Origin of the sequence: Larsenimonas rhizosphaerae (assembly GCF_023700005.1) — a bacterium.
GTDB lineage: Bacteria > Pseudomonadota > Gammaproteobacteria > Pseudomonadales > Halomonadaceae > Larsenimonas > Larsenimonas rhizosphaerae.
Map to the genome: position 1 here is coordinate 1,634,357 of NZ_JAMLJK010000001.1, position 22,770 is coordinate 1,657,126.

The following is a 22,770-nucleotide window of genomic DNA, read 5'->3' on the forward strand; positions in this document are numbered from 1 at the left end:
TCATGCCCTCTTCGTTAACGCTGTTCAAGCGTCTTGAAAAAGCAGCCCCTCGAACACGTACGGCGCTGGAGGATCTGCTGGACGCCATTCCATGGAATGAAGATGGTCTGATCCCCGCCATTGCCCAGCAGCATGATACGAAGGACGTGCTCATGATGGCCTGGATGAACCGGACCGCCCTGCAGGAAACCCTGGAAAAAATGCGCGTATGCTACTGGTCCCGCTCACGGCAGCGTTTCTGGCGCAAGGGAGAATCATCAGGTCAGGTGCAGTGGTTGAAGGAAGCCTATCTTGATTGCGACGGTGACACCCTGTTGCTGATCGTCGACCAGCAGGGCCCAGCCTGTCACACAGGGCGAAAAAGCTGTTTCTATCATCAACTGGACAGCGAAGGGGCAACAATTGCCTCGGCACCCGATATGGACCCGGAGATGTTGTATGGCGCCCCTTCCTCCTGAAGGCAGCGTAATTACCCGGTGGGCGGCTTCCTTTCTCAAGGCAGGGATACGGGCCTATCAATATGTCATCAGTCCGCTTCTGGGCCCGCGGTGTCGCTTCTGGCCAACCTGCTCAAGCTATGCACTGGAAGCCATCAGCCGTCATGGGCCCTGGCGAGGCGGCTGGCTCGCGATCAAACGCCTCGGTAAATGCCACCCCTTTCATCAGGGTGGCGTTGATCCCGTGCCGCCCTGCCGCCACTGCCCACCTGACGAGCACAACACGTCACATTGATTTCGTTCAGCCGGCGTTTTTTGCCGTGTGATAAATGTGATTCAACATGGCATGCAGGCCGTTGCTGCGAGTTGGCGATAAATGCTTGTCGAGCCCCAGCTCCTCCATGAATGCCGGTGATGTTGCAGAAATCTCCTGAGGGGTGCGCCCATTGTAGATGCGCATCAATACTGCGATCAGTCCCGAAACAATGGCGGCGTCCGAAGCCGCATCAAAATACAGCACGCCGTCTTCAAGCCGATCATGAATCCACACGTTGGACTGGCAGCCCTCGATGCGTGTCTCACTGGTTTTGAGGTGCTCTGGAAATTCCGGGAGAAGCTTTCCCATATCAATCAGATACTGGTAACGGTCCATCCAGTTATCAAACATGCTGAATTCATCAACGAGTTCCTGCTGGGCATGCTCGGTGTTCATGATTTCTCCTTGGTTGCTGGACATTGGTATCGTGGCCTTGTGCGATCAAAGGATCGTTCTTGTTATTCAATACGGCTTAATCGATGGCGAGCCTGCTGGCGCTGCCATTCATCATTTTCGGCATGCAGGTAGCGTGCCGTGGTTTCAAGTCGGGCATGACGGGCATTCATGGCCAGATAGCGTAGCTCAATCCCTGACTGCGCCTGATGCGTCAGCGACGTATGGCGAAGCCAGTGCGGCGTAGCCCGGCGCAACTGTTCAATCAAGGGATGATCCTGTGACCAGTTTCGGGCTATCAGCGCATCAGAGAGCATTGAAAACCCATCCTTGAACACCCGGTACAGCTGATTGTCGGTGACACCTCGTCGCCTGTCGAGGGCGCGAAGTACCGGTGAGTCGTCATGGGGTGGCGGCATGTCGGAAAGCCCCAGCTCGGCACGCCACTCCCTCAGCAGGGTCATCATGTCGTCCGGTACCGGCAAGCGAGCTACCTTGTTGCCCTTGCCAACGACATGCCACCACCACTGCCCTTCCTCGAGGCGAAAATCATTCATCCTGGCTTGACTGATTTCGGCTATTCGCGGCGCCATCAGATAGGCAAACCCGAACAGGAAACGGCGGCGAGCGATGAGAAAGCGTGAGCGCTCCGGTGCATCCTCTACAGGGGAATCGAGCAGCTTCCACATGGCGCACCACCATTCACGCTCAAAATACCGTTCAATCACGGGTGGTGCGGCATTATCCAGCCGACGGCGCCGGTCGCGCATCAAGGCAAAGGGGTTGTGAGTCACCCACCCTGCTTCCTTCAACCATCCGCACAACCCCTGCAGAATCACCAGACTCTGGCGGCGGCTGGCCGGTGCCAGCCCACTTCTGAACGGACGCCACTGAGGGTGATGGCGTGGTCGTGTAGGCCCTGTCCAGTGAGAAGACGGCAGTGGGTTCGTCAGAAACTGTTCGAACTCATCCAGATGGTGTCGGCGCAGGGCGTCAAGAGACAGACCGCGAAACTCAAGCCATAGCACAAAGCGTTCAGCCTCCTTGCGGTAATGCCTGAACGTGGCCGGACTGTGTCGATACTCAATCAGCCAGCGAGTAATGGCCTCTCGATCACTACGAGCTTCTATAAGCGCACCTCCCTGCCCGACCGCCGTTGACGGGGCGCACGTTATATCTGTCGCGAGGGGGGCAAGCACAATATCCATCGGATGCCTCTGACACCTGTAATGAAAGGACAGTATAACAATTCAAGATAAGACGCGTAATCTTGAATTTACGATCATGTGTGTAGTGTATTTTACGTAATACGTAATACGTAAAAAGCTTTTTACTCACTCGTTTCCAGGCTATGCTGGGGATAGAAACGCGCCGGAAAGGCGCGGCAGGGAACAGGAGCAGCATCATGGCACGCACAGGCATACGCTATGAGGATGTACAGCGGGCAATAGAGAGCCTTCTTCAGCGCGGGGAATCCCCAGGGGTACAGCGCATTCGCGAAGAGCTTGGTACAGGCAGTTTTACGACCATCAGCGATCATTTGAGGGAATGGCGGGCACGCCGCGAGGAAAATCGCGACCAGCCTCTGCCACAGTCCATCCCGGAACGATTGCAGGAATCGCTGGCCGGACTGTGGCAACAGGCACAGGAAGAAGCCAACGACACATTATCGCTTTATCGCCAGCAGGCCGATGAGAGAGTCGAGGAAGCCAACAATGTGTCGCAGCAGGCGCGCCGCGCCACGGAAGACGCCGAACAGCGTTTGGCAGCTCTGGGGGAACGATTCGACCACATGCAGGCCCGGCTGGAAGAAAAGACAGCCTCTCTGGCGCATCGTGACAGCGAATTCACGATGCTTAAAAAACACAGTGATGAGCTTGAGACCCGCTTATCGATGCGAGATGAGCAGATTGAAGCGCTCAGCGACGAGCGTCAGCGCCTCGAAAGCGAGCATCAAACCGTCATCGAAACACTTGAAGACCAGCGCCGAAAGCAGCTGGCGCAGGAGGAGAGCCGACATGAGGCTGCCGAGCACCGGCTGATGCAACTGCTGGACAGTGCACGTCAGGAAAAGAGCGACAGCGACAAGCAGGCACGCCGCAAGATCGAGCAGCTCGAAGAGCGGATCGATCGCCTGAACCAGCAGTTTGAAGGCCAGCGCCAGATGGTGCAGGACAGCGAGCGCAAGCTGCGTGAAGCCGAATGGAAAATGCAGCAGGCCCAACAGAATCTGCGCGAATCGACCGAGCGGGAACAGCGCGCCAATCGGCAACTGGAAGAGCGTGAACGCGACAATGCCCGGCTGAAGACCGAGCTGCGTGTACTGCAGGAACGCCTGTCACGCACCACACTGCCCCCTTATATCTGATGCTCGCAAAAAAGGCGCCAACAGGCGCCTTTTTCACGTAATGCACCGAGGTGCAACCATGGCTCAATAATAGGCATTGGTCGTGTCAGAGTGGTCAGTCACATCACGCACTGCCTGAATTTCAGGAATACGCTCAATGATGGTGCGCTCAACGCCCTGTTTCAGCGTGACGTCGACGGCGGCGCAACCCTGACACCCACCGCCGAACTGCAGAATGGCAACATTATCCTCGGTCAGCTGGATCAGCTTGACCTCTCCGCCATGTGCAGCCAGGCCTGGATTGATTTCGCTGTAAAGAATGTAATTGATACGGTCTTCCATTGGGCTGTCTTCATTGACCTTGGGCATCTTGGCATTGGGCGCCTTGATGGTCAGCTGACCGCCCATTCGGTCCTTGTTGAAATCAACAACTGCTTCAGCAAGGAATGCCTCGCTGTGCTTTTCAATGAAAGCCGTGATCTTATCGAGCTCGAGGCGAATATCCGTAGGCTCTTCTTCTCCCGGGCGGCAATAGGCCAGACAGGTTTCAGCGTAGGGCGTCCCCGGCTGGGTAATGAAAACGCGCACGCCCATGCCACCTACATCCTGCTTGGACAGCAGCTCGGCAAGGTATTCCTGTGCGCTATCGGTAATTTCGATGCTGTCACTCATGATAATCCTCTGGATTCTGTACAGAAATTGGCCTTATGGTACGTCAATATCGATGAACGACACAATTCCCGAGTAATTTGATCAAGTAATCGCTCGCGCCGCATTCGGCGTTTTCTGCTATTTTGAGCAGCCGCTGGCTGGCCCCTGAACCAGCAACAATATAACCATTTCCGGAGCTCGACCGTTGAAGACCAGCACGCCTCATTGCGAAGAACTGACTCACGCGCTCAAGAACCGCATCCTTATACTGGATGGCGGCATGGGTACCATGATTCAAGGTTATGGCTTCGAAGAATCGGACTTTCGCGGCGAGCGCCTTGCTGACTGGTCAACGGATCTTCAGGGTAATAATGACCTTCTGACCCTGACTCGTCGCGACGATATCAAATACCTCCATCGTCTGTACCTTGAAGCCGGCGCCGATATCATTGAAACCAACACCTTTAACAGTACGCGCCTGTCACAATCCGATTACGCACTTGAATCCCTGACCCGTGAATTGAACCTTGAGGCCGCCCGGCTGGCGCGAGAAGTCTGCGATGAAGTCGCCGCAGAAACCGGACGCCCTCGCTACGTGGCCGGCGTTCTTGGGCCAACCAGCCGAACCGCGTCACTGTCTCCGGACGTCAATGATCCCGCCAAACGCAATATTACCTTTGACGAACTGGTCGAGAACTATCTTGAAGCGGCGGAAGCCCTGATTGAAGGTGGCTCGGATCTTCTGCTGATCGAAACCATTTTCGATACCTTGAACGCCAAGGCAGCAATCTACGCACTGGAAGTGTTGTTCGAGCAGCTCGGCCGACGCTTGCCGATCATGATTTCCGGCACCATTACCGATGCCTCCGGACGCACCCTCTCCGGTCAGACCACGGAAGCGTTCTGGAACTCGGTACGCCACGCCAATCCGATTTCTGTCGGATTGAACTGTGCGCTGGGGGCCGAGGATCTGCGACCGTACCTGGAAGAGCTGTCGAACCGCGCCGACACCTTTGTCAGCGCTCACCCGAATGCGGGGCTGCCAAACGAGTTTGGCGAGTACGATCAGACACCGGAAGAGATGGCTGAAATCGTCAAGTCATTCGGTGAGCGCGGCCTGATCAATATCATTGGCGGCTGCTGTGGCACGACACCTGAGCATATTCGGCGGCTTGCCGAGGCCATGGAGGGCCTGGCTCCCCGTGTCGTACCCAGCATTTCGCCAGCCTGCCGGCTTGCCGGTCTGGAGCCATTTACCATTTCCCGGGACAGCCTGTTTGTCAACGTCGGGGAACGCACCAACGTTACCGGTTCAGCCCGCTTCAAGCGGCTGATCAAGGAAGAAGAGTACACTACGGCACTTGAAGTAGCGCTCGAGCAGGTCGAAAACGGCGCGCAGATCATCGATATCAACATGGATGAAGGCATGCTGGAATCGGAAGAAGCGATGGTTCGCTTTTTGAACCTGATCGCTTCCGAGCCCGACATCTGCCGGGTTCCGATCATGATCGACTCGTCCAAGTGGGACATTATCGAAGCCGGCCTGAAATGTGTTCAGGGCAAGGCCGTTGTCAATTCGATTTCTCTCAAGGAAGGCGAAGCCCAGTTCCGGGAGCAGGCCACCAAATGTCGCCGCTACGGAGCGGCCATTATCGTAATGGCCTTTGATGAACAGGGTCAGGCAGACACCTTTGCCCGCAAGACCGAAATCTGCCAGCGGGCCTACCGGTTGCTGGTGGACGATATCGGCTTTCCGGCCGAAGACATTATCTTTGACCCCAACATCTTTGCCATCGCCACGGGCATCGAAGAACACAATAACTATGCCGTGGATTTCATCGAATCCTGCCAGTGGATTACCGACCACCTTCCCCACGCCATGATTTCGGGCGGAGTGTCGAACGTTTCCTTCTCGTTTCGTGGCAACAATCCGGTGCGCGAGGCCATCCATTCGGTCTTTCTGTATCATGCCATCAAGGCAGGATTGACCATGGGGATCGTCAACGCCGGTCAGCTGGCCGTCTATGATGACCTGCCCTCGGAACTGCGTGACGCGGTCGAGGATGTTGTCCTCAACCGCCGCGAAGATGGCACCGAACGCCTGCTGGATATCGCTGAAAAATACCGGGGTGATGGCTCCAGCGGCCCCAAAAAGGAAGATCTCGAATGGCGTGGCTGGGATGTAGAGAAGCGCATCGAGCACGCGTTGGTCAAGGGCGTAACGGCATTCATCGAGGAAGATACCGAGCTGGCACGCCAGCGCGCGACACGGCCGATCGAAGTAATCGAAGGCCCCCTGATGAACGGGATGAACGTGGTAGGCGACCTGTTCGGTGACGGCAAGATGTTCCTGCCTCAGGTCGTGAAGTCAGCGCGAGTCATGAAACAGGCCGTCGCTTACCTGATTCCGTTTATCGAAGCCGAAAAGAGCGGCGCCAACGAGACCAAGGGCCGAATCATCATGGCCACGGTCAAGGGCGATGTACATGACATTGGCAAGAATATCGTGGGTGTGGTGCTCCAGTGCAACAACTACGAGGTGATTGACCTGGGGGTCATGGTGCCCTGCGAAAGGATTCTCGCTGCCGCCCGCGAACACAATGCGGATATTATCGGGCTGTCAGGACTGATCACTCCCTCACTGGATGAAATGGTGCACGTTGCAAAGGAAATGGAGCGTCAGGGATTGAAGTTGCCGCTTCTGATCGGGGGGGCCACCACCTCGAAGGCCCACACTGCCGTCAAGATCGAACCCAACTTCAGTGAGCCCGTCATCTATGTCAGCGATGCCTCCCGCGCAGTAGGCGTAGCCAGTCGCCTGCTTTCGCCCCAGCTCAAGGGGCCTTATGTGCAGGAGATTCGTGATGAGTACGTCAAGGTTCGTGAGCGAAACAGCAAGCGCCGGCCCAAGGGCTCCGACATCAGCTATGAGCAGGCCCGCGAGCGCCGTGCTGCGCTTGACTGGCACCGGTACACCCCGCCCAGACCGACGTTTCAGGGGCTGATGACCTTCGAGGATTACGACCTTGATGAGCTGGTTGAAAAGATCGACTGGACGCCATTTTTCATGAGCTGGCAATTGGTGGGCAAGTACCCGAAGATCCTCGACGATGAAATTGTCGGAGAGGCGGCCAGAAGCCTCTTTGCCGATGCACAGGTCATGCTGGCAAAACTCATCGATGAAAAACACCTTGAGGCGCGCGGAGTGATCGGATTCTGGCCTGCCAACTCCGTTGATGATGACGTCATCGAGCTGTATACCGATGAAAGTCGCACTACCGTTCACGAACGCCTGCACCACATTCGTCAACAAAGCAGTAAAAGCCGCGACGGCCTCTGCTATAGCCTGGCCGACTTTGTGGCCCCGAAAGCCACCGGCCGTGAGGACTGGCTTGGCGGATTTGCAGTCACGACCGGCCATGGGGCTGACGAACTGGCCAGACAGTACGAGGAAGCCGGCGATGATTACAGTGCCATTATGGTCAAGGCCCTGGCAGACCGACTGGCGGAAGCCTTCGCCGAGCGACTTCACGAGCGAGTGCGCAAGGAATTCTGGGGGTATGTGCCGGACGAGGACCTGGACAACCAGGCCCTGATTGGCGAGAAATACCAGGGCATCCGCCCGGCTCCGGGATACCCTGCCTGTCCGGATCATACCGAAAAGGCCGCGCTGTTCTCCCTGCTTGAAGCACCGGAACGTACCGGAATGATACTTACCGAGAACTTTGCCATGTGGCCGGCTGCAGCCGTCTCCGGCTGGTATTTCTCTCATCCGCAGTCGCGTTATTTTTCGACAGGCAAGATCGGCCGCGATCAGGTCGAGGCCCTGGCTGAACGAAAGAACATGGCAATGCCCGAGATTGAGCGCTGGCTTTCGCCGGTACTGTCCTACGACCCGGAAAACTGACAGCGCGGCAGGTTTGGCCAGCGGTATCCGTTTTACCGATATGGCTTTTTATGCAGAGTGGTCGACCTGCCACTTCTCCCGGAAGTAAAGACGTGTATCCTGTCAGGATAACGACAGTCTGCCGGGGCCTGATCCCCGGCCATCGTGTCTTATTCATGCTGCCTGCACCTGGCAGGTGGCCCAACAGCAGGACATCATTTTACGATGTATCGCTACGACACTTATGATCAGACCCTCGTCGAAGAACGAGTGGCGCAGTTCCGTGACCAGATGACACGCTTTCTGGAAGGCCGGCTCGGCGAAGAGGAGTTTCGCCCCCTGCGCCTGCAAAACGGCCTGTACATCCAGCGTCATGCGCCCATGCTGCGCATTGCAGTCCCTTATGGCATGTTGTCTTCCCATCAGTTGCGCACCATCGCCGACATTACCCGCCGGTACGATCGGGCCTATGGCCACCTGTCCACGCGTCAGAACGTACAGATCAACTGGCCGAAGATCGAGGATGTGCCGGATATTCTGGCTGAGCTGGCTGCCGTACAGATGCACGCCATTCAGACCAGCGGCAACTGTGTGCGCAACACCACCACGGATCAGTTTGCTGGCATCGCTCAGGATGAAGTAGAGGATCCACGGGCGTGGTGTGAGCTGATTCGTCAGTGGTCTACCCTGCACCCGGAATTTGCCTACCTGCCCCGCAAGTTCAAGATTGCGGTAACCGGTGCTACCCATGATCGAGCTGCCGTCCAGGTCCACGATATCGGCATCCGCCTGTGGCATGCCGAAGATGGTGATGTCAGGGCCTGCATGATGGTCGGCGGCGGCCTTGGCCGTACACCGACGGTAGGCACCGTTATTCGCGAAGACTTGCCGTGGCAGCACATCCTGACCTACATCGAAGCCATCGTACGGGTCTATAACCAGTTCGGGCGCCGCGACAACAAGTTCAAGGCGCGCATCAAGATTCTGGTCAAGGCACTGGGCATCGACGAGTTCCGTCGCCGTGTGGATGAAGAATGGGCTTACCTCGAGAACGGCAGTCAGACCATTACTCAGGAAGCCATCGATCATGCACGCAGCTTTTTCCCCGATCCCGAGCGCCATCCGGTCGATCAGGCCGGCATTGATGCCTTTGAGCAGCTGCGCAGGGACAACAAGGCCTTCGGCCGCTTCGTGACCAACAACGTAACCGGCCACAAGGTGCCTGGTTACTGTGCAGTCACTCTGTCGCTCAAGCACAAGACCCATGCTCCAGGCGATATTACGGCCGACAAGATGGATGTAGTGGCTGATCTTGCCGATCGATACGGGTTTGGCGAGCTGCGCATCACCCATGAGCAGAACATGGTGCTGTCCGATGTACCTGTCGATGAGCTCGAGTCACTCTGGAAGGCTCTGGATGCACATGACATGGCCAGCCCGACCATCGGCACCCTGACCGACATCATCTGCTGTCCCGGGGGCGATTTCTGCTCGCTGGCCAATGCCAAATCGATTCCCATCGCACAGGCCATCCAGGCCAAATTCGATGACCTCGATTTTGTCTACGATCTTGGCCCGCTGGATCTGAATATCTCCGGCTGCATGAATGCCTGCGGGCATCACCACGTAGGTAACATCGGGATTCTGGGCGTCGACAAGAAGGGCGAAGAGTATTACCAGGTCTCTCTGGGCGGCTCCAGTCTTGATGATGCTTCCATTGGCAAGATTCTCGGCCCTTCCTTTTTCCGCGAAGATGTACCCTCGGTGATCGAAAAGGTCCTGCAGGTATACGTGCGTGAACGCCATGAAGACGAGCGATTCGTTGAAACCTATCGCCGTCTGGGCATCAAGCCCTTCAAGGAGTATGTCTATGCGTAATATTATTCGCCTTGATGGTGTGCACCATGATGAGTGGACACTCAGCCGCGATGAAGAGCAGCTGCCTGATGCGCGCCCTGCCATTGTACCACTGGCCCTGTGGCAGGCCGCCGATGATCGATCAGAACTGGCTCCCTGGCTGCCCAGTGATACCGTCATGGACACCAGACTGCTTGACGCGTTGAAGACGACACATCTGATCGCCATTGATTTCCCGGCCTTCACTGACGGCCGGGGCTATACGCTGGCACGGCTTTTGCGCGAGCGAGCAGGCTACACCGACGAGATCTGCGCAATCGGTGATGTGCTGGTGGATCAGCTTTATTACATGCGCCGCTGTGGCTTCGACAGCTTTGACCTCCGTGAAGATCAGGACCCGCAGGATGCAATGCGGGCATTTGAAAGCTTTACGGTGCATTACCAGACTGGCACGGATCAGCATGAAGCCCTGTTTGAACGGCGTCTGCGCGAGCGTCAGCTCAACGCGTAGCATGGCCATTGAAGGTCTGTGTCACCACGAAAGAGCCATCCTCCATGGGTGGCTCTTTTTATTATCCTGACTCAAAGCCTGAACAGGCGTGTTGTATTATCAGCGGTATATCGGGAGAGCGTGTCCGCCGAAACATGACGCAGTTCAGCGGCTTTACGGCATGTCTGAACGATATGTGATGGCTCGTTGCGCCCGGTAATCCCTGCCGGCTGCATGTCAGGGGAGTCTGTTTCCAGCACAAAACCATCGTCAGGAAGAGCCGCTACTACTCGGTGTAATCGATGCGCACCGGGATGGGTCATTGCGCCCCCCACACCCAGCAGGTACCCCAGATCCAGCAACCGCCTTGCCTGCTGCCAGCTACCACTGAAGGCATGTATCAGCCCCCGTCGCGGGAGATCCATCTCGCGGAGTCGCTTGCTCAGCTCGTCGTTCATGCCAACACAGTGCAGCACCACCGGCAGATCATGGGTCTTGGCCAGCCTGAGCTGCGCATTAAGCAGCGACCACTGTTCATCCAGTCGCCCCATTCGTCGATCCAGACCACATTCACCTACTGCAACGGCCTGCCCGCTGCCCAGCATGCGCTCCAGACAGTCAAGGTCATTATGGCCGGCATCAGTGTCGATCCGGTGCACATCAAGAAACCAGGGGTGAAGCCCATGACAGATACTTATCGATGCATCCGCAGCCAGCGTGCATTGACGCTTGAACCGATCCGCTGTAGTGCCGGCATCAATCATATGCATGATACCGGCACACCGGGCACGCGCCTTGACCTCCTCAAGATCGACATCAAACGCCGACAGGGAAAGATGGCAATGCGCATCGATCATGATCAGGGCGTCTCAGCGTCCAGATGAGAAGTGCAGGCCGGGCAGCGAGACGCGGCCAGCGGCAGCTGTGTCAGGCAATAAGGACAGCTTTTGGTAGCAGGCACCTTCTCAGCCACGGGGGCTGGCGTGTCGTGCAGCGTCCGAAGGCGATTGACAGCCCGCACGATGATAAACGCCACAAAGGCAATAATAATGAAGGAAATGGTTGAATTGATGAAATTGCCGTAATTGAGCGTGACGGCACCTGCCTGCTGAGCCTGCTCAAGGGTGAGATACGGCTCAGGGGTGGCGCCGGATTTCAATACGACAAAGAGGTTGGAAAAATTCATTCCACCGGTAATCAACCCGATCAAGGGTGAAAAAAGATCCTTGACCACACTGCTGACAATCGCGGTAAAGGCACTTCCCACCACGATGCCGATGGCCATGTCGACTACGTTACCCTTGACGGCAAAGGTCCGGAACTCCTCAAGAAATCCTTTCACGTGACGCTCCCTGACGGGCTGCCCGAGGCAGCCCCATGGTGATATCGGAAATACTGCACCTGCCGGCAGGTGTCAGTGTTCGCGCGTTGCCAGAAAACGAACGTCAGGCCAGCGCTCCTGGGTGAGCTGAAGATTAACGCGCGTAGGCGCAAGATATGTCAGACACCCCCCGCCATCCAGCGCCAGATTTTCACCCGCCTTGTTACGGAATTCCTCGAGCTTGCGATCATCGCCATAGACCCAGCGCGCTGTCTGCACGTTGATGCCTTCATAAATGCATTCAACCTTGTACTCATCCTTGAGTCGATGTGCGACCACATCAAACTGCAGCGTTCCCACGGCCCCGACAATGAGGTCATTGTTATTGAGCGGCATGAATACCTGTGTCGCCCCTTCTTCGGAAAGCTGTTGAAGGCCCTTTTGAAGCTGCTTCATCTTGAGCGGATCCTTCAAGCGCACACGCTTGAACAGCTCGGGAGCAAAATGAGGAATGCCGGTAAAACGCATGTCCTCACTGAAGGTGAAGGTATCGCCGATCTGAATGGTGCCGTGGTTATGCAGCCCGATGATATCTCCCGGCCATGCTTCTTCTACATGTGAACGGTCCGACGCCATGAAAGTCAACGCATCGGCAATCTTGACGTCCTTTTTGATGCGCACATGACGCATTTTCATGTTTTTTTCGTATTTGCCCGAACACACACGCAGGAAGGCTACCCGGTCACGGTGCTTGGGGTCCATGTTGGCCTGGATCTTGAAGACAAAGCCGGTAAAGCGCTCGTCATCCGACTCGACTTCACGAACATTTGTTTCCCGCGACTGGGGTGGCGGCGCATATTCAACAAATCCGTCAAGCATTTCACGTACGCCGAAATTCCCCATGGCTGTACCGAAATAGACAGGTGTCAGTTCACCGCGCAGGTAAGCGGCATGATCAAACTCATGGGATGCTCCCTTGACCAGCTCGATCTGCTCCCGCAGCTCTTCAGCGACATAATCGCCCAGCTCTCGATCAACCTCGGGGTTATCAAGGCCCTGAATGAACCGATCATCAGGAATACGCTTCCCCTGCCCCTGCGTGTACAGATGCACCGTATCGTTTAGAAGGTGATAGACCCCACGGAACTGCTTACCCATGCCTATCGGCCAGGTAATGGGAGCACAGGCTATATTCAGCGTGGTCTCGATGTCATCCATCACCTCAATTGGATCTCGGATGTCACGGTCCATTTTATTGACGAAGGTCAGAATCGGCGTGGTTCGCAGACGACAGACCTCCATCAGCTTGATGGTACGGTCCTCTACCCCCTTGGCACCATCGACCACCATCAGCGCCGAGTCCACGGCCGTCAGTGTGCGATAGGTATCCTCGGAAAAATCCTCGTGCCCTGGCGTATCCAGCAGGTTGACCATACGTCCCTGATAAGGGAACTGCATGACGGAGGTTGTGACGGAAATGCCGCGCTCCTGCTCCATCTTCATCCAGTCGGAAGTGGTGTGACGTGCGTCACGCTTGCTCTTGACTGCTCCGGCGACCTGAATGGCATTTCCGAACAGCAGCAGCTTTTCGGTAATCGTGGTTTTACCCGCGTCGGGGTGGGAAATTATCGCAAAGGTGCGACGCTTGGCGGCTTCCTGCGCAACAGCAGTAGTTGACATCGACTTGATTCAATCCTGATAAGCATGTCACCGGTACAGCAAGCTGCACCGGTGGGAAGTGGTCAGTACTAGGTTGACGGGTATTTTCGCTGATCACGCCGCGACAAACAATCAGGGCAGGGAAAGGAGGTGGTCAGATGGTGTTGAGGTTGACCTTGAGCTGGAGCTGGACTTCGATATCAGTGTCCTGTGGCGTATGGATAATCCGCTGCACTTCCAGCTCCTGATTATCCAGCAGCATCCACTCACCCACCTTCGGGATCAGCTTCATTTGAATGACCTTCGGCTTGGCATAGGTCGACGGCTGAAATGCACAACGAACACGGTACATGCGGATACTCCCGGTGCAGAGTAAAAAGGACTCAATATCAGGTTAACGGCGGACCACCGCATGTACTTTAATCAATTCTCACTCATTCAAAGGCACGCCAGCACCTGATCCAGCGGCTCAACGGTGAGACGGCGCGTATGATAGGCACCGGTATCGATATAACGCACATTGCCAAGCATCATCGGCGACCCCACCACCGTATGACCCACGATGACTGCATCGATGCCCTCAACCGGCGTGGTATCGCCGGTCTTGTGGCGTCGGCGCGACCATAACAGGCGGGTTTCCACCTCTTCGGTCATGTCATCAAGTTCTGACCAGCGAGCTGGCGGATTGGCATGAACGATACCAACCCGACGTCCTCCGGATACCTCGATCTCATAGGCCAGTGGCATGGCCTGCCACGCCTGATTCAGTACACGACTGACATCCGGCGGATTTTCCTTCAAAACCCAGCGACCGCCATTTTCCTGCCAGTTGTTCCACATGCGGCCCTTCAGTGCATTTACGGCCATGGCCTCATGATTGCCACGTACCGAGAAAAACCAGGGATTATCCATCAAGGCCAGGCACTGCATCGAGGACGGACCACGGTCAATAAGGTCACCCACGGCAAACAGACGATCCACGACCGTATTGAATTCCAGCGCCTCGAGCGCCGACATCAATCGATCATATTCACCATGCAAATCCCCCACGACATAATCCTTTCCTTCCGTATTCAAGGCCATACGCTCGATCATGGCACCAGGTTCCTGTGCAGTGTATATGGGGTAACAATCTTAAAGCAGTCCAGTACATCAGGCACCCCGCCTCAAGTATTTGCTCTTCCAGCCGTAGTCGTTTTACATGCTGAAGCCATTTTTTGAGAAAATCTTGTAGTTTTATTTCAAAAGCAAATACCTTGGTATACAATAAAGTCAGAATCAACGGGAAAGGAGAGATGCACATGACGGGTGGACACAACATCATGCTGAAGGAAGAGCAGAAAATGCAGGCTCGTCGCCGCCAGGAAGCGCATGAAACCTCATCCTTCGCACCAGAAGCTCATCGCACTGCGCCCCGAACCGAACAGCAGCACCATCTGATGTCACACTGATCACGAAGAGCCGGCACCCGCCGGCTTTTTTTTGGATACAACCCTTCCATACACAAGCATTCCTTCCATTTTTCATGCGTCTGGCGCTCCATTATGTAGTCAAACTACAAAAATGGTATCTGACGCAAAATGCCGCAGCATCAAGTTGTCGCAGCACAATGCGCTACCATAAGACTCCACGAATTATCTCGTCCGGGCGATGGAGCTCATGATGTCCAACCAACCGCTGGCCCTTTCAACGCCCAGCCGTAATCTGATCCTTCTTACCGTGGCCCGAGGTATTACATGGACGGGCTTTCTGGTCGCTATTATCTTCGGCATCGAGATACTGAATTTTCAGCTTTATCTGGTGCCTATTTTTGTCACGATTGCCGTGATGGGACTATTCAACGTGGCGACCTGGTGGCGGCTTGGCTGGCCTCGCTCAGTCACCGCCGGCGAATGTCTGGCCCATCTATTGATCGACATTCTCGGTCTAACCGTGATTTTCTACTTTACGGGTGGATCAAATAACCCGGTCATCACCTATTATCTTGTTCCTGTCACCATCGCGGCTGCGACCCTTCCCTGGCGCTATGCCCTGCTCACCACGGGATGCTGCTTTTCTGCCTATAGCGGGCTCATGTGGTTTTACCAGCCGATCCCCGAGCTATCACGCTATATTGCCGGTTCAAGTATCAGCCTTCATGTTCTGGGGATGTGGCTGAATTTCATTCTGTGTGCCAGCCTGATCACCTATTTTGTATTCAAGATGGCGCGCGCTCTGAGGTATCGGGACATGACACTGTCACATACCCGTGAAGCCGCTCTTCGCAATGAACAGATTCTGGCGGTGGCCAGCCAGGCCGCCGGCACGGCACATGAACTGGGCACACCGCTGGCGACCATGGCGATTTTGCTGGGTGAAATGAAGGAAGATGCAGATGATGACCTGCTGCGCAACGACATTGCCCTGTTACAGGGTCAGGTAGAACAATGTAAAAGCCATCTTCGCTCACTGGTGGCCACCGCTGAACGGCGACGCTCAGGCCCTCCTGACAACATGGATGCACGTCAGTATCTGGAAAATGTCATCCAGAAGTGGCTGGTAATCCGTCCCGATGTTACCCACCAGTTTGAATGTAGTGGTAAGCGCCACGCCATCATTCCGACGGACGATACTCTTCAGCAGGCGCTACTGAACCTGCTGAACAATGCCGCTGATGCCAATCCGTCCAGCATTGATATCCAGCTGGACTGGGACAATACACAAGTTACCATTGATATACGTGATCACGGCGAGGGCGTACCGATGGAGATTGCCGATCAGCTCGGACAAACCTTTGTATCTACCAAAAGCAAGGGAATGGGCATAGGGCTGTTTCTAACGCACGCCACCATCAACCGATTCGGCGGCAGCGTCACTCTTTACAACCATGAAGATGGCGGTACGTTGACCGAAGTGGTGCTGCCACGCGTCAACAGCAGTCTATAAGCACTTATCGAACTACAGGAGACGTTTCGGCAATGGCTGACAATATTCCCTTTTTGATCGTCGATGATGATGACCTGTTCAGACAGGTCATGGCACGTGCAATGACCCGGCGGGGCTATCGCGTCATGACCGCTGCCGATCACGATGAGGCCATCGCACTGGCAACGGTGACGCCGCCGGTATATGCCACCCTTGACCTGAAGCTTGAACACAGCTCGGGCCTGCAGCTTCTTCCCGAAATCCTGACCATCAATCCATCCTGCAAGGTCATTATCCTTACCGGCTACTCAAGCATTGCGACCGCGGTAGAGGCTACCAAACTCGGGGCTCACAATTATCTGTGCAAACCAGTCGATGCCGATGACGTTCTAACCGCACTTGGGCGGGCTGACATGGGAGACCCGGACACGGAAATTGCCGACAATCCGCCCTCGATCAATCGACTGACCTGGGAACACATCCAGAAGGTGCTGCAGGAAAACGACGGCAATATTTCCGCGACGGCCCGCAGCCTCGGCATGCACCGGCGCACACTGCAGCGTAAACTGCAAAAACGTCCGGTTCGCCGGTAAACTGCCCCGACACTTCTGGCTTAAGGCGAGCACTCATGTTGCTGAAAGATCGATTGAACAAGGCTGTGGAAATTGCCGAGGAAGCGGGCCGCCGCATTATCGAGGCGCGACAGAACAGTAATTTTGGGCAGCGCTACAAGGATGGGTCGGAACTGGTAACTGATGTCGATGTTGCCGTTGATACCTATATCAGTGGCGCTCTGGATCAATACTTTGGTGATGAAGCACGCCTGTCCGAGGAATTGATGCCCGACAAGGATGCAATTACCGACAGCCGCGCCCTCTGGATCATTGACCCCATCGACGGCACCGTCAATTTTGCCCATGGCCAACGCCATGTCGCCGTTTCGATTGCGTGGGCCGAAAAGGGCAAGGTTCAAATCGGTGTGGTACACGCGCCGTTTCTGGGCGAGACCTTTACCGCAATACGGGACGAAGGCGCCTGGTGCAATAACGAGGCCATCGCCCCCAGGGAATGCAAGCACATTGCCGAGGCACTGGTCGGCACAGGCTTTCCCTATGACAGGGATGCCCGGCTTCCGTTACTGCGCCGATTGCGGGCGGTGCTGGAAAATTGCCGTGATGTGCGCCGTAACGGATCGGCGGCACTGGATCTGTGTGACGTCGCCTGTGGACGACTGGACGCCTATTATGAAAGCACTTCCCCCTGGGATTTCGCGGCCGGATTATTGATTGCACGAGAGGCCGGTGCACGTACCGGTCATCTTTATCCGTGTCCGGAAGGTATACCGAAAGAGTTGTATGGCGAAAACCTGGTGACCTCAGCGCCTGCCATATACAGCGAGCTGGCCTCCCTGCTGGAAAAGGCAGACCGCAATATCTTTGATTACGAGCTCTGATATACTTGGTCAATAATCGATGTTGACTGAATTCATTAGTGCTTCGCTACGGATTCAGTCATCCTCGTTTTCAAAATCAATGACACCCCATTGCGGGTCGATGTCCTGCAGGAGTTGGAATGTTTACTGTTATCTTTGGCCGCCCCGGCTGCCCTTTCTGCGTTCGTGCCAAGGACCTGGCTGATGAACTTGCCAGCACGCGCAGTGATTTTACTTACCGTTATATCGATATTCATGCAGAAGGCATCACCAAGGCCGACATGGAGAAAACGATTGGTAAACCGGTAAATACCGTGCCACAGATCTTTGTTGATGAAGCGCATATCGGTGGTTTCACCGAATTCAACGCCTATGTGCAGGAAAACGCCCTTCTCGCAACATCCTGATCCATCAATGAACTGGCGACGAACCGTCGTCACGTTCTAGCATAAGGGCATCGTACACGAGGAACCGTCGATGCCTTTTCTTCTTGAAGCTGCCCTGCTGCTTGGCGCTGCCATTATTGCTGTCCCTGTATTTCAGCGACTGGGACTTGGTTCTATTCTGGGCTACCTGTTTGTAGGTATTCTATTCGGCCCTTCCCTTCTCAAGGTATTTTCCGAACCCGAGGCAGTGCTGCACTTTGCCGAATTCGGCGTAGTGATGCTGCTCTTTGTCATCGGTCTTGAACTTGAGCCCAAGCGCCTGTGGCGAATGCGCCTTCGACTCATGGGACTGGGTAGCGCCCAGATGGTCATCAGTGGGCTGCTCCTGGCCAGCATTGGCTGGCTGCTGCAACTGGAACTGGGGTCATCATTACTGCTCGGATTTATACTGGCGCTCTCCTCTACCGCGTTTGCCTTGCAGGTACTCAACGAGAACAAGCACCTGACCACCGCGCACGGTCAGTCTGCCTTTTCCATGCTGCTCTTCCAGGATCTGGCCGTCATCCCGTTGCTGGCGGTGCTGCCACTCTTTGCGGGCGGTGCCCTGGCCAGTTCCAGCGAACTCGCCATTGGCGTGTTACGCAGTGCCGGTACCGTCATTGCCGCCATTCTGGTCGGACGCTTTATTTTTCCGCGAGTGCTACGCCTGGTCGCACGAAGTGAACTGCATGAGGTGTTCACGGCCGCGGCCCTGTTCATGGTGCTTGCCATGGCTCTGCTGATGGAATGGGCCGGCCTGTCGATGGCGCTCGGGGCCTTTCTGGCAGGTGTATTGCTGGCTGATACCGTCTACCGTCATGAGCTGGAAGCGAATATCGAACCCTTCAAGGGTATTTTGCTGGGGCTATTCTTCATTGGCGTAGGAATGTCCATCAACCTGGTACTGGTCGGCGAAAATATCCTGTTGGTGCTTGCCATTACCGTACTACTGCTGCTTATCAAAACCGCCATTCTGGCCACCATTGGCTGGTTGACTCGCCTTCCCCGAGCCGAAATACCACCGCTGGCAGCGATACTTTCCCAGGGAGGAGAGTTTGATTTTGTGCTATTGACTGCCGGAGTCAGTGCCGGCGTATTCAGCCAGCGCGTAGCCAGCCTGTGCATTGCCGCTGTAACCATCTCCATGGCATTGACTCCCTTTCTTTATCGGCTTGCCCTGCGCTGGGGGCATTCACTTGCCCCCAAACGTTCCTTTGATACAGCAGACAATGATGAAACGCCTCCTGTACTGATTGCAGGTCTGGGGCGTGTGGGGCAAATGATTGCCCGTATTCTCAAGCTTCAGGGGATCAATTTCACGGCGCTGGACCCGAACATCAAGCAGGTCGAATTCATCCGCAAGTTCGGCTCGCGCATCTATTACGCAGATGCTTCGCGGCATGATTTGCTCCGCTCGGCTGGTGCCGAGCAGGCGAAGGTACTGGTTATCGCTGTTGATGACCCTCAGGCAACGCTCGACATCGCGCGCATGGCCAAACAACATTTTCCTCATCTCGAGATTTATGCACGAGCACGCAATCGTCATCACGCCTGGCAATTGATGGAGCTTGGGGTAACCCATCTGGTACGCGAAACATTCGGTGCCAGCATGGAAATGAGCGGCGATATTCTGCGTGGTCTCGGGTTTCCCAGCGCCAACGCTGCTGAAGCGGTGCGTACCTTCAGGGATTTCGATAACGAGCTTTTCAGATCCTCCTATCGCCACAGGAATGATAACGACGCCCTGCTTGAGAGCGACCGCGTTGCGATGAACGAACTTTATGCCCTGTTTCAAAAGGGTCAGAAAGCTGATGAAGAGCGCAAGGAGCGCCGTGAAAGGAAACGCCCCCAGGAAGAAAGGACGACCACGGATATACCTCAGGAAACCACTCAAGAGATGTCTCATGATGAGAAGTGACCATCCGGTCTTTGAGGCCCATGATATTCAGCTCATGTCCACATTGACTCCTCTACAGGGCGGAGATGTCAGCGAGGTTTATCAGGTAGAAACGCGGCAGGGGCGGATTGTCGTCAAGTTTGGCTTACCCTCTGTTCTTCGGGCGGAAGCGATCGGCCTTGAAGCGCTTCGTCAGGCGGGTACTCGCCTGACCGTTCCCTGCTGTCTTGCGCACATGGATGATGCTCTGGTGATGAATTTCATCACACAGAAGCCATCAGGGCCTTTCGGAGCAGCGTTTCTTGGAGAGGAACTTCGTCACCTTCATGCGGGTACACGCCAGCAGCAGCATGGATTTCATCGCACAACCTATGCTGGACCAACACCTCAGGACAACACACTGACACTGGATGGCCGGGACTTTTTGATCGAACGCCGGCTAAAGCCTCTTGCATCACGCTGTCATCATCAGGGCTACCTCTCCGAGCTGGACATGCTTGACCTTGCCCAGCTTTATGACGACTTGCCAACATGGCTTGAACATCGCCCTGCCTGCCTTGTCCATGGGGATCTTTGGCATGGCAATGTGCTTTACACGCCTGATGGCGCGGCATTGATTGATCCGGCAGTATACTGGCATTACCCGGATATGGATCTTGCCTTGTTTGAGCTTTTCGCGAGTCCTGCTGAAGCCTTCAGTGAAGCGTACTGGGATGGAAACAAGCCATCGTACTGGCCTGAACGATGTGCTCTCTTTCAGCTATATCCACTGCTCAACCATCTCCACTTGTTTGGTGAAGGTTACCTGGCAAGTGTGCGTAGAGCGCTTTCAAAAGTCATGAATTAATCTCGCTCCGTTATAAAATTTTTCTTTATTTATTTTCAACAAAAAAGATAACGGTATAAATTGAACCATGGAAACTCCTCACGTCTACCAATCTGTTGCTACGCTGATTTCAATGTCTCTGGACGGCAGCGCAGTGGTCGGCTGAACACCATCTACAGCCATGGCTTGCGGGTTGCTTTTAACAGCTGCCACTATGCACAATGCGCTGATAAGTTTCGGCTTTTTCTGGCAAATTTCCGAGGGCGATGGATGTATTTCATGAAAGGCTGTGCCAGCCTGTGCTATCTCGCGATCAATACATTACTGTGTGCGCTGCCCTTTTATTTTCTGGCATTAATCAAGCTTTTAGTGCCCTCAGAGCGCCTGCAGATTCGCTGTCTGGCGGGGCTGAATCGCATCGCGGGCTACTGGATTGATCTCAATAATCTCTGGATTCGACATGTACTGCGTCCTTCCATAGCGTTGACACGCCCGAATGACCTGTCTCCTCACCAGTGGTGGCTGGTTATTTCCAATCATCAGAGCTGGACGGATATTCTGCTGCTTCAACTGGCCCTGCGCCGCCAGATCCCCGTGCCTCGCTTTTTCATCAAACGCGAATTGATATGGATTCCGGTTATTGGACTGGCCTGGTGGGCACTAGAGTTCCCCTTGATGTATCGCAAGGGTTCTGTCAGTGCCTCACGCAGAGACATGGCAGCAACGCGCAGACTGTGCCAGCGTGCTCGCCATACTCCGGTTGCCATTTACAATTTCGTGGAAGGCACACGCTTCACGCCAGCAAAGAAAGCGGCACAGCACAGCCCCTTCACCCACCTGCTGAAACCAAAGGCCGGAGGTATTGGTGTTGTACTGTCAATGCTGGGGGATCGCTTGTCGGGTATTCTGGATGTCACCCTGGACTATAGTCAGGGATCAAGCCGGTTCTGGGATTTTCTGTGTGGTCGCAGTGGTCTGATCAAGCTGACCATTCACCAACTTCCCGTCGAGCCCTGGATGTATTCTGCCGGGCTGACGGATGTCGAACGCAAACAACGGTTTCATACATGGGTCAATACTCTGTGGCACGACAAGGATCAACGCTTGTCCTCTTCTTCTTCCTGATGGCCACTCTGTTGAGCGGGTGTGCATCAATATCCTCCTCGTCGGGAAGCGGCGGCTGGGTAACCATACAACGTGGTGATACCATGCACCGCCTGGCCAACCGCTATGGCATACCGGTATTGCGGCTGCAACGCTTCAACCCCGGGATCAATGCTCGTGACATGAAGGTCGGACAGCGGCTGATGATGCCGTCACGGCAGGAGCGTGCACCAGGAAGCGGCACTTACCGCTATCAGATAAGGCCGGGCGATACCTTTGGTCGTATTGCAGCACACTTCAACACATCAGCCGCGGCAATAAGTCAGTCGAACCGTCAGGTGAACCCCAGAACCCTGCAGGTAGGCCGCCTGATCAGTGTCCCCGTCTCTGCCTCTACACGTGTGGCCGCAGCTCCCAGATCACGGCCCAGCAACATTACCCTTCCGGCCAGTGCGCACAACTGGCCATGGCCATTGAGAGACGGCCGAGTGACGCGCGAGTTCGGTGAAGATGCCAGAGGCACGCTGCAACCCATGATGTTACTGGCTGGAAATGATCGAACGGCCCGCGCCGTCAGCGCAGGTGTGGTAAAGTTTGCCGGCAATATGCGCCAGTTGGGCAATGTCGTCATTATTCATCACGCCAGTAACATGCAGACAGTGTTTGCCTATTGCGGCACGCCCGACGTTCGGGAAGGACAACAGGTAATGCCCGGCACACCTGTTTGCCGTGTTGCTCCGCGCGAGCAGGCCTCACAACACGCCCTGTTATTCGATATCAGAAAGGCGGGCCATCCGGTCGACCCAAGGCGCGTGCTAAAGTGAG

At 55.3% G+C, this 22,770-nt stretch carries 23 protein-coding genes; 15 read left to right on the plus strand and 8 right to left on the minus strand.

The genetic code is table 11. The features are described from left to right. The first annotated feature begins 2 nt into the window (after window positions 1–2). Together hisI and yidD are read left to right on the plus strand one after the other, a co-directional pair. A complete protein-coding gene (gene hisI, locus NAT21_RS07480) occupies window positions 3–458 on the plus strand; it encodes a phosphoribosyl-AMP cyclohydrolase (protein ID WP_250936836.1) in 456 nt (151 codons plus the stop codon). Continuing rightward, the gene (gene yidD / locus NAT21_RS07485) at window positions 439–732 is read left to right on the plus strand and encodes a membrane protein insertion efficiency factor YidD (protein WP_250936838.1); all 294 of its coding nucleotides are present in this window, start codon (window positions 439–441) and stop codon (window positions 730–732) included. Before hisI ends, yidD begins: the two co-directional genes overlap by 20 nt. A gap of 6 nt (window positions 733–738) precedes the next feature. On the opposite strand, the gene NAT21_RS07490 is transcribed toward yidD, so the two are convergent. Beyond that, a complete protein-coding gene (locus NAT21_RS07490; RefSeq protein ID WP_250936842.1) occupies window positions 739–1,149 on the minus strand; it encodes a SufE family protein in 411 nt (136 codons plus the stop codon). Between the two features lie 62 nt (window positions 1,150–1,211). Beyond that, complete coding sequence (locus NAT21_RS07495; protein ID WP_250936844.1) at window positions 1,212–2,354, minus strand: tyrosine-type recombinase/integrase; 1,143 nt, start codon at window positions 2,352–2,354, stop codon at window positions 1,212–1,214. Window positions 2,355–2,551: 197 nt separating this feature from the next. Between NAT21_RS07495 and NAT21_RS07500 the strand changes: the two genes are divergently transcribed. Then, on the plus strand, window positions 2,552–3,514 hold the full coding sequence (locus NAT21_RS07500; protein WP_250936854.1) for a DNA-binding protein: 963 nt from the start codon (window positions 2,552–2,554) through the stop codon (window positions 3,512–3,514). Window positions 3,515–3,577: 63 nt separating this feature from the next. Here the strand turns inward: NAT21_RS07500 and nfuA are convergent, their stop codons facing one another. Continuing rightward, on the minus strand, window positions 3,578–4,165 hold the full coding sequence (nfuA, locus tag NAT21_RS07505) for a Fe-S biogenesis protein NfuA (RefSeq protein ID WP_250936856.1): 588 nt from the start codon (window positions 4,163–4,165) through the stop codon (window positions 3,578–3,580). A 184-nt stretch (window positions 4,166–4,349) separates the two neighbouring features. Here nfuA and metH point away from each other — a divergent pair, with 184 nt between their 5' ends. The 3 genes from metH (at window position 4,350) to NAT21_RS07520 (ending at window position 10,398) form a co-directional block, all read left to right on the plus strand. After that, window positions 4,350–8,051 carry a methionine synthase gene (gene metH / locus NAT21_RS07510; protein WP_284732667.1) on the plus strand — a complete coding sequence of 1,234 codons (3,702 nt, stop codon included), beginning with the start codon at window positions 4,350–4,352 and terminating at the stop codon, window positions 8,049–8,051. 204 nt (window positions 8,052–8,255) lie between these two features. Further along, window positions 8,256–9,908 (plus strand): nitrite/sulfite reductase, encoded by a 1,653-nt coding sequence (locus NAT21_RS07515; protein WP_250936860.1) that lies wholly within the window; start codon window positions 8,256–8,258, stop codon window positions 9,906–9,908. Next, window positions 9,901–10,398 (plus strand): DUF934 domain-containing protein, encoded by a 498-nt coding sequence (locus NAT21_RS07520; RefSeq protein WP_250936862.1) that lies wholly within the window; start codon window positions 9,901–9,903, stop codon window positions 10,396–10,398. The genes NAT21_RS07515 and NAT21_RS07520 overlap by 8 nt, the downstream gene beginning before the upstream one ends. Before the next feature lie 71 nt (window positions 10,399–10,469). Here the strand turns inward: NAT21_RS07520 and NAT21_RS07525 are convergent, their stop codons facing one another. From NAT21_RS07525 to NAT21_RS07545, 5 genes are all read right to left on the minus strand, one after another. Beyond that, complete coding sequence (locus tag NAT21_RS07525) at window positions 10,470–11,234, minus strand: TatD family hydrolase (protein ID WP_284732668.1); 765 nt, start codon at window positions 11,232–11,234, stop codon at window positions 10,470–10,472. Between the two features lie 2 nt (window positions 11,235–11,236). Beyond that, window positions 11,237–11,719: a large conductance mechanosensitive channel protein MscL gene (mscL, locus tag NAT21_RS07530; protein WP_250936863.1), complete on the minus strand. Its 483-nt coding sequence runs from the start codon at window positions 11,717–11,719 to the stop codon at window positions 11,237–11,239. Window positions 11,720–11,791: 72 nt separating this feature from the next. Then, window positions 11,792–13,378: a peptide chain release factor 3 gene (locus tag NAT21_RS07535; RefSeq protein ID WP_250936864.1), complete on the minus strand. Its 1,587-nt coding sequence runs from the start codon at window positions 13,376–13,378 to the stop codon at window positions 11,792–11,794. Between the two features lie 133 nt (window positions 13,379–13,511). Continuing rightward, the gene (locus NAT21_RS07540; protein WP_250936865.1) at window positions 13,512–13,709 is read right to left on the minus strand and encodes a hypothetical protein; all 198 of its coding nucleotides are present in this window, start codon (window positions 13,707–13,709) and stop codon (window positions 13,512–13,514) included. Between the two features lie 86 nt (window positions 13,710–13,795). Continuing rightward, window positions 13,796–14,452 carry a metallophosphoesterase gene (locus NAT21_RS07545; protein ID WP_250936866.1) on the minus strand — a complete coding sequence of 219 codons (657 nt, stop codon included), beginning with the start codon at window positions 14,450–14,452 and terminating at the stop codon, window positions 13,796–13,798. A 206-nt stretch (window positions 14,453–14,658) separates the two neighbouring features. On the opposite strand from NAT21_RS07545, the gene NAT21_RS07550 reads away from it, so the two are divergent. The 9 genes from NAT21_RS07550 (at window position 14,659) to NAT21_RS07590 (ending at window position 22,769) form a co-directional block, all read left to right on the plus strand. After that, a complete protein-coding gene (locus tag NAT21_RS07550; protein ID WP_250936871.1) occupies window positions 14,659–14,808 on the plus strand; it encodes a hypothetical protein in 150 nt (49 codons plus the stop codon). 208 nt (window positions 14,809–15,016) lie between these two features. After that, on the plus strand, window positions 15,017–16,282 hold the full coding sequence (locus tag NAT21_RS07555; RefSeq protein WP_250936873.1) for an ATP-binding protein: 1,266 nt from the start codon (window positions 15,017–15,019) through the stop codon (window positions 16,280–16,282). Between the two features lie 32 nt (window positions 16,283–16,314). Continuing rightward, complete coding sequence (locus NAT21_RS07560) at window positions 16,315–16,854, plus strand: response regulator transcription factor (RefSeq protein WP_250936875.1); 540 nt, start codon at window positions 16,315–16,317, stop codon at window positions 16,852–16,854. 35 nt (window positions 16,855–16,889) lie between these two features. Continuing rightward, window positions 16,890–17,714 carry an inositol monophosphatase family protein gene (locus NAT21_RS07565; protein ID WP_250936876.1) on the plus strand — a complete coding sequence of 275 codons (825 nt, stop codon included), beginning with the start codon at window positions 16,890–16,892 and terminating at the stop codon, window positions 17,712–17,714. A gap of 119 nt (window positions 17,715–17,833) precedes the next feature. Then, complete coding sequence (locus NAT21_RS07570) at window positions 17,834–18,100, plus strand: GrxA family glutaredoxin (RefSeq protein WP_250936877.1); 267 nt, start codon at window positions 17,834–17,836, stop codon at window positions 18,098–18,100. A gap of 70 nt (window positions 18,101–18,170) precedes the next feature. Then, on the plus strand, window positions 18,171–20,036 hold the full coding sequence (locus NAT21_RS07575; protein ID WP_250936878.1) for a monovalent cation:proton antiporter-2 (CPA2) family protein: 1,866 nt from the start codon (window positions 18,171–18,173) through the stop codon (window positions 20,034–20,036). Next, complete coding sequence (locus NAT21_RS07580) at window positions 20,023–20,862, plus strand: fructosamine kinase family protein (RefSeq protein ID WP_250936879.1); 840 nt, start codon at window positions 20,023–20,025, stop codon at window positions 20,860–20,862. Before NAT21_RS07575 ends, NAT21_RS07580 begins: the two co-directional genes overlap by 14 nt. 258 nt (window positions 20,863–21,120) lie before the next feature. Continuing rightward, the gene (yihG, locus tag NAT21_RS07585; protein WP_350355164.1) at window positions 21,121–21,966 is read left to right on the plus strand and encodes a 1-acylglycerol-3-phosphate O-acyltransferase, YihG family; all 846 of its coding nucleotides are present in this window, start codon (window positions 21,121–21,123) and stop codon (window positions 21,964–21,966) included. Between the two features lie 83 nt (window positions 21,967–22,049). Further along, window positions 22,050–22,769, plus strand: a complete 720-nt coding sequence (locus NAT21_RS07590) for a peptidoglycan DD-metalloendopeptidase family protein (RefSeq protein WP_250936882.1) — start codon at window positions 22,050–22,052, stop codon at window positions 22,767–22,769. Window position 22,770 lies beyond the last annotated feature (1 nt).

Excerpts from the sequence above, each read along its gene's own strand:
- hisI (WP_250936836.1), top strand. The coding sequence starts at position 3 with ATGCCCTCTTCGTTAACGCTGTTCAAGCGTCTTGAAAAAGCAGCCCCT.
- yidD (WP_250936838.1), top strand. The coding sequence starts at position 439 with ATGGCGCCCCTTCCTCCTGAAGGCAGCGTAATTACCCGGTGGGCGGCT.
- NAT21_RS07490 (WP_250936842.1), bottom strand. The coding sequence starts at position 1,149 with ATGAACACCGAGCATGCCCAGCAGGAACTCGTTGATGAATTCAGCATG.
- NAT21_RS07495 (WP_250936844.1), bottom strand. The coding sequence starts at position 2,354 with ATGGATATTGTGCTTGCCCCCCTCGCGACAGATATAACGTGCGCCCCG.
- NAT21_RS07500 (WP_250936854.1), top strand. The coding sequence starts at position 2,552 with ATGGCACGCACAGGCATACGCTATGAGGATGTACAGCGGGCAATAGAG.
- nfuA (WP_250936856.1), bottom strand. The coding sequence starts at position 4,165 with ATGAGTGACAGCATCGAAATTACCGATAGCGCACAGGAATACCTTGCC.
- NAT21_RS07515 (WP_250936860.1), top strand. The coding sequence starts at position 8,256 with ATGTATCGCTACGACACTTATGATCAGACCCTCGTCGAAGAACGAGTG.
- NAT21_RS07520 (WP_250936862.1), top strand. The coding sequence starts at position 9,901 with ATGCGTAATATTATTCGCCTTGATGGTGTGCACCATGATGAGTGGACA.
- NAT21_RS07525 (WP_284732668.1), bottom strand. The coding sequence starts at position 11,234 with ATGATCGATGCGCATTGCCATCTTTCCCTGTCGGCGTTTGATGTCGAT.
- NAT21_RS07535 (WP_250936864.1), bottom strand. The coding sequence starts at position 13,378 with ATGTCAACTACTGCTGTTGCGCAGGAAGCCGCCAAGCGTCGCACCTTT.
- NAT21_RS07540 (WP_250936865.1), bottom strand. The coding sequence starts at position 13,709 with ATGTACCGTGTTCGTTGTGCATTTCAGCCGTCGACCTATGCCAAGCCG.
- NAT21_RS07545 (WP_250936866.1), bottom strand. The coding sequence starts at position 14,452 with ATGATCGAGCGTATGGCCTTGAATACGGAAGGAAAGGATTATGTCGTG.
- NAT21_RS07550 (WP_250936871.1), top strand. The coding sequence starts at position 14,659 with ATGACGGGTGGACACAACATCATGCTGAAGGAAGAGCAGAAAATGCAG.
- NAT21_RS07555 (WP_250936873.1), top strand. The coding sequence starts at position 15,017 with ATGATGTCCAACCAACCGCTGGCCCTTTCAACGCCCAGCCGTAATCTG.
- NAT21_RS07560 (WP_250936875.1), top strand. The coding sequence starts at position 16,315 with ATGGCTGACAATATTCCCTTTTTGATCGTCGATGATGATGACCTGTTC.
- NAT21_RS07565 (WP_250936876.1), top strand. The coding sequence starts at position 16,890 with ATGTTGCTGAAAGATCGATTGAACAAGGCTGTGGAAATTGCCGAGGAA.
- NAT21_RS07570 (WP_250936877.1), top strand. The coding sequence starts at position 17,834 with ATGTTTACTGTTATCTTTGGCCGCCCCGGCTGCCCTTTCTGCGTTCGT.
- NAT21_RS07575 (WP_250936878.1), top strand. The coding sequence starts at position 18,171 with ATGCCTTTTCTTCTTGAAGCTGCCCTGCTGCTTGGCGCTGCCATTATT.
- NAT21_RS07580 (WP_250936879.1), top strand. The coding sequence starts at position 20,023 with ATGATGAGAAGTGACCATCCGGTCTTTGAGGCCCATGATATTCAGCTC.
- yihG (WP_350355164.1), top strand. The coding sequence starts at position 21,121 with ATGAAAGGCTGTGCCAGCCTGTGCTATCTCGCGATCAATACATTACTG.
- NAT21_RS07590 (WP_250936882.1), top strand. The coding sequence starts at position 22,050 with ATGCACCGCCTGGCCAACCGCTATGGCATACCGGTATTGCGGCTGCAA.